This window comes from Piscinibacter sp., from assembly GCF_050175855.1.
GTDB lineage: Bacteria > Pseudomonadota > Gammaproteobacteria > Burkholderiales > Burkholderiaceae_C > Piscinibacter.
On the sequence record NZ_JBFXIO010000356.1, the window covers coordinates 1 to 5,299 of the forward strand.

The window sequence follows — 5,299 nt, forward strand, 5'->3', positions numbered from 1 at the left end:
TTCCTGGGGCAGCAGCGTCGCACGGGCGTAGCGCTCGACGCAGTCCAGCAGGTCCGACAGCGCGGCATCGGAGCCTTCTACGTCGCCGGCGGCGATGTGCTGGGACAGGTCGGCGTGCAGCAGCGCCATCTCGGCCATCGATGCGCCGCGACGCTGGTGGTAGTGCCAGGAGCGCCGGGCCAAGCCGACGATCGAGCGCATCGCCGTGACCGCATACTCGTTCTGCGCCGAGGTCAGGCACAGCTCGCCGAAGTCCTTGTCGAGGCGCGCGAATTTGATGGCGTCGTTGGTCTCGACGCAGGCCCGAAAGTCCACGGCCAAGCGCGCGAAGTACTCGCGCTGGTCCAGCGTCGCGCGGGTGGCCGCCAGACGGCAGATCAGGCCTTCGACCTCGCGCCGGAGTTCCAGCAGGTTGAGCTGCCCGACCAGGTCCAGCGGCGAAACCAGCAGTCCGCGCTTGGGCAGCACCTGGATCAGGCGGTCGCGCGACAGACGCTGGATCGCCTCGCGCGTGGGGGTGCGGCCGATGCCGGTCAGCTCGCTCAACTCCTGCTCGGAGATTATGCTGCCGGGCGCCAGCTCCAGCGTGACGATGGCCTCCTCCAGGATGTCGTATGCACGCTCCGCCAGGCTCTTGTGCGGGACCAGGCGGGGCACCGGCCCCTTAGGCACCCCGGGTGCGCTCGTCTCCACCGTCAGTTCTCTGCTTCTTGCCATGATGCCTTCAACCGCCGCGAACCGGGCGCGACCCGTTCGCCGATAGTGCAGAACTTACCCGAAATGCAGACCCGGCCGACGCAGCGCTTCGTACGCCGGATGCGACGCTAGTTGTGAACCGTCAAGAGATTGTTTCTTGACTTGATGAGCCTGGACAAGGGGGAGGCGCCGCAGATGCTAGCGTGACGGCGGTGCCGGTTGTAGTGGTGCAGCCAACTGGCCAGAGCGCGAGTTCGCTGGTGGGAGTTCTGGTAGGTTCAGCCGTAGGCCCATTCGCGTAGCGCTGACTGGATGAACCGTTCGGCCTTGCCATTGGTCTGTGGTCGGTAGGCGCGGGTGAACCTGTGCTGGATGCCGAGCTCGGTGCCGGCGCTGGCGAAGTCCCGTGAGCAGAACGCCGCGCCGTTGTCTGACAGGACGCGGCTCACCATCACGCCCAGGCCGGCGAAGTAGGCCACGGCGTCGTGCAGGGACCGCACGGCCTGGGGTGTCTTCTCGTCCGGGTGCATGGCCGTGAAGGCGAAGCGCGCGTGGTCGTCCACGACCACGAACAGCATCTCCCAGCCAGCGCTATCGACCGAGTCGCGCAGGCTTCCGCTGAGGCGGTGGCTGGCCCGCACGATGCGTCCACGCTTCTTGGTGTCGATGTGCAGCAGATCGCCGGGTCGCTCATGCTCGTAGCGCACCACCTGCTTGGCTGGCGCCAGGTCACTCAGCTTGGACAGGCCCGCCCGCGCGAGCACGCGGCTGACGGTGGAGGCCGACACCCCGACGCTGCGGTCAATGCGCGACTGGATCATCTGGCGGCGTCGTAGCTCGACGATCAGCAGCGCCTTGGCCGGATCGATGGCCCGAGGCGACCGCACCGGACGCGATGACGCGTCAGCCAGACCCGCCACACCACCGGTGAGGTAGCGCCCGAACCACTTGCGCGCCGTCGGCGGCGTTACGCCGTGCGCCATCGCGGCTTCGCTGGCGCCAAGCCCCTGTTCGGTCATCTGCCTGACCATCTCCATCTCCACGCGACGGGCATACGTGAGTCGGGCATGCTTGTGGTGGTTCATCCGGCTGGCTTCCTTGACGACTTGGGGTTTGGCGATCTCCAGTCTCTCCAACCCAGTCCGGACAAACACCGAACACAATCTATTGAAGATTCACAGCTAATCCATGCTCGGCGGCATCATCGCGTCGTTGTCGACCACCACCGGCACTGGCTTGCCGCTGTTGACCGTGTCAAGCACCAGCGAGGGTCGGTAGATGACGATCAGGGTCGCGACGATCTGCAGCACGATGAACGGCACGCAGCCGGCGTAGATCTGCCCGGTGCTGACGCCCCGGCTGCGGCTTCCGTCGGCCGCCATCGTGTCGCTCTTGGGCGCGACGCTGCGCAGGTACGACAACGCCAGTCCGAACGGTGGGGTCAGGAACGAGGTCTGCAGGGTCATCGCGATGACGACGCCGAACCAGACCAGGTCGACCTCCATGGCCACCGCCACCGGCGCCAGGATCGGGATCACGATGAACGCGATCTCGAAAGCGTCGATGAACATGCCGAGCACGAAGACCAGCGCGCAGACCGCCAGCAGGAAGCCGATCTGCCCGCCCGGCAGGTGCTCGAACAGCCCTTCGACCCAGGTGTGCCCTTCGGCGGCGTTGAACGCGAACGAGAACACGGTGGCGCCGATCAGGATGAACAGCACGAAGATGCTAAGCCGGGCCGTCGAGTCCACCGCCTGGGTCAGCAGGCGCAACGACAGCCGCCGCTTCGCGACGCCGAGAACGAACGCTCCGGCCGCGCCCATCGCACCGCCCTCGGTCGGCGTGGCGATGCCCAGGAAGATCGTCCCGAGAACGAGGAAGATGAGCACGATCGGCGGCACCATCACGAACGTCACTTGCCGTGCCAGGCGCGACAGCCAGCCCAGGCCCAACCACCGGTCCAAGCAGGCGCACAGGTAGGCAAACGCGGTAGCCACCATCAGGCCGATGATCACGAACTCGTCGGTGGGCGCCGGGCCCACCCGACCGACGAGCCGTTGGACGACAGCCTCGTGGACCTGCGCCCACGCCAGGCCGACCAGAACGGCCAGCGCCAGCAGCACCAGCAAGGAGACATGACCGCTGGCGCCTGAGTGCTCCCGGTGCACGCGCGCCTCGATCGGCATCGCGGGTACCCAGGCCGGGCGCACGATCGCGATCACCGCCACCGCCGCCAGGTACAGACCGATCAGCGCCATCGATGGCATCAGTGCGCCGCTGTACATGTCGCCGACCGAGCGGCCCAGCTGGTCGGCCAGCACGATCAGCACCAGCGACGGCGGCACGATCTGCGCCAACGTGCCCGATGCTGCGATCACGCCGGCGGCAATCGGACGGTTGTAGCCATAGCGCAGCATGATCGGCAACGAGATCAGCCCCATCGAGATCACCGCCGCGGCGATCACCCCAGTCGTCGCTGCCAGCATCGCACCGACCAGCACCACCGCCACTGCGAAGCCGCCGCGCACCGGACCGAACGCGTGGCCGACCGCCTCCAGCAGGTCCTCGGCCATGCCCGATCGCTCGAGCAGCAGCCCCATCAGCGTGAAGAAGGGGATCGCCAGCAAGGTCTCGTTCTGGACGATGCCGTAGACGCGATAGGCCAGTGCGCTGAACAGGTTGGAGCTGAAGAGGCCCAGCTCCATGCCCAGCACCCCGAAGGCCAGCCCGGTACCGATGAGAGCGAAGGTCACTGGAATGCCGCTGAGCAGCAGCAGCAGCAGGCCGGCGAACATGAGCGGGACAAAGTTCGCCCCGATGAAGGCTTCGATCATCGCGGCTGCCCGTCATCGGTGCCGCCGTGCCCGGCGATCAGGGCGATGCGCTTGACCGTCTCGGCACAGGCCTGCAGCAGCAGCAGCCCAAAGCCCACCGGCAGACACAGCAGCACGGGCCAGCGGATCAGGCCGCCGGCGTTGGAGCTGCGCTCGCCGGTGCGCCAGGCGATCTCGAACATCGGCCAGGAGTACTTGATCAGCATCACGCAGAACGAGATCGCGACCAGCATGAGCGCCAGCGCGTCGAAGACCGCATTGGTCCGGGGGCTGAGCTTCGACGAGATGAAGTCCACGCGCACGTGGGCGTCCTTCAGCAGCACGTACGAGGCACCCAGGAGCACGGCGGCGGCGAACAGGTACCACTGCAGCTCCAGGAACGCGTTCGAGCTGGCGCCGAAGACGCGCCGGCTGATCGCGTTGCCCGCGCTGATCACCATGGCCGCGGCAAAGAACCACCGCACCGTTACTCCGACGCCCTGGCTCAGGCGGTCGATCCCGCGAACGATTGTCAACATGTCGCTGTCTTTTCCCGATGAATCAAAGGCGGTGGCGGCCCCGGCACGGGGCCACCACGCAGCGGGCCCGGCTCAGCGGGCGCGCCTCGCCAGCGAGTAGTTGTCGAGGAAGTGGTCGGCCACCCGGTACCACGACGACTGCTTTTCCAGGAAGCCGCGGTAGTGCTGGTAGATCGACTTGAAGAACGCATCCTTCGCGGAAATCTCTTCGAGCATCGTCTGCGTCATGTCGTAGGCGGCATCGAGAACGTCCTTGGGGAACCAGCGCAGCTTCACGCCCGAGGCCAGGATGCGCTTGATCGCGTCCGGGTTCTTGGCGTCGTACAGCGCCAGTTGGCGCATGTTGGCCTCGAACGCCGCCGCCTCGTAGGCCGTCTGGTAGTCCTTGGGCAGCGCGTCCCAGGCCTTCTTGTTGGCCACCGCCGAAACCTGGGCGCTGCCGCCTTCCCACCAGCCCGGCGAGTAGTAGTACTGCGAGACGCGCGCCAGACCCAGCTTCTCGTCGTCGTAGGGGCCAACGAACTCGGCCGCGTCGATCACGCCCTTCTCCAGCGCGGCGTACAGGTCGCCGCCGGGGATCATCTGCGGCACCACGCCCAGCCGGCTGATGACCTGGCCGCCGAAGCCGCCGATGCGCATCTTCAGCCCTTCGAGGTCCTTCAGGCTCTTGATCTCCTTGCGGAACCAGCCGCCCATTTGGGTGCCGAAGTTGCCGCAGGGCACCGAATGGCAGCCGAACTGCGCGAACACCTTCTGCACTTCCTTGAGCCCGCCGCCCTCGTACAACCAGGCGTTCTGCTGGCGTGCGTTCATGCCGAATGGCAGCCCGGACTCGAACATCAGCGCCGGGTTCTTGCCGAAGTAGAAGGTGCCGGTGACCTGGCCCGCCTCGACCGTGCCGGCGCTGACCGCGTCGAGCACCTGCAGCGGCGGCACCAGGTCGCCCGGCGGGTGCAGCGTGATGCTGAACTTACCGTCGGTCAGCTCGCCCACGCGCTTGCACATCTGTTCGGTCGCGCCGTAGCAGGTGTCCAGGCTGCGGGGGTACAGCGCCGCCATGCGCCAGCGCACCGTCGGGCGGGTCTGGGCATACAGGCTGGTGGTGAAGGTGGCCGCGGTGCCGAGCGCACCGGCCTGCAGCAGTTGCCTGCGTCGAGTCATGTTGTCTCCTTGTGATGTGTGGGTAACCGCAGTAGGTCCCGCCGGCTGCACAGGCGGGCAGTGGCACTTGGGCGGTGCCGGGGGAACGGC

4 protein-coding genes and 1 pseudogene are annotated in these 5,299 nt (G+C 67.0%); all 5 read right to left on the bottom strand.

Annotated elements, in window-relative coordinates; all coding sequences use genetic code 11:
* Window positions 1-657: GntR family transcriptional regulator (locus tag AB7U92_RS21235; RefSeq protein ID WP_428581717.1), on the bottom strand; the 657-nt coding region annotated here is incomplete at its 3' end.
* 167 nt (window positions 658-824) lie between these two features.
* Window positions 825-1,781: pseudogene (locus tag AB7U92_RS21240) on the bottom strand (IS481 family transposase).
* 96 nt (window positions 1,782-1,877) lie between these two features.
* Window positions 1,878-3,530 (bottom strand): TRAP transporter large permease, encoded by a 1,653-nt coding sequence (locus tag AB7U92_RS21245; RefSeq protein WP_428581720.1) that lies wholly within the window; start codon window positions 3,528-3,530, stop codon window positions 1,878-1,880.
* On the bottom strand, window positions 3,527-4,048 hold the full coding sequence (locus AB7U92_RS21250) for a TRAP transporter small permease subunit (RefSeq protein WP_428581723.1): 522 nt from the start codon (window positions 4,046-4,048) through the stop codon (window positions 3,527-3,529). The genes AB7U92_RS21245 and AB7U92_RS21250 overlap by 4 nt, the downstream gene beginning before the upstream one ends.
* 72 nt (window positions 4,049-4,120) lie before the next feature.
* Window positions 4,121-5,209 (bottom strand): TRAP transporter substrate-binding protein, encoded by a 1,089-nt coding sequence (locus tag AB7U92_RS21255; protein ID WP_428581726.1) that lies wholly within the window; start codon window positions 5,207-5,209, stop codon window positions 4,121-4,123.
* Window positions 5,210-5,299 lie beyond the last annotated feature (90 nt).

What these genes read in the sequence shown, in the direction of transcription:
- AB7U92_RS21245 (WP_428581720.1), bottom strand. Translation starts at nt 3,530, where the DNA reads ATGATCGAAGCCTTCATCGGGGCGAACTTTGTCCCGCTCATGTTCGCC.
- AB7U92_RS21250 (WP_428581723.1), bottom strand. Translation starts at nt 4,048, where the DNA reads ATGTTGACAATCGTTCGCGGGATCGACCGCCTGAGCCAGGGCGTCGGA.
- AB7U92_RS21255 (WP_428581726.1), bottom strand. Translation starts at nt 5,209, where the DNA reads ATGACTCGACGCAGGCAACTGCTGCAGGCCGGTGCGCTCGGCACCGCG.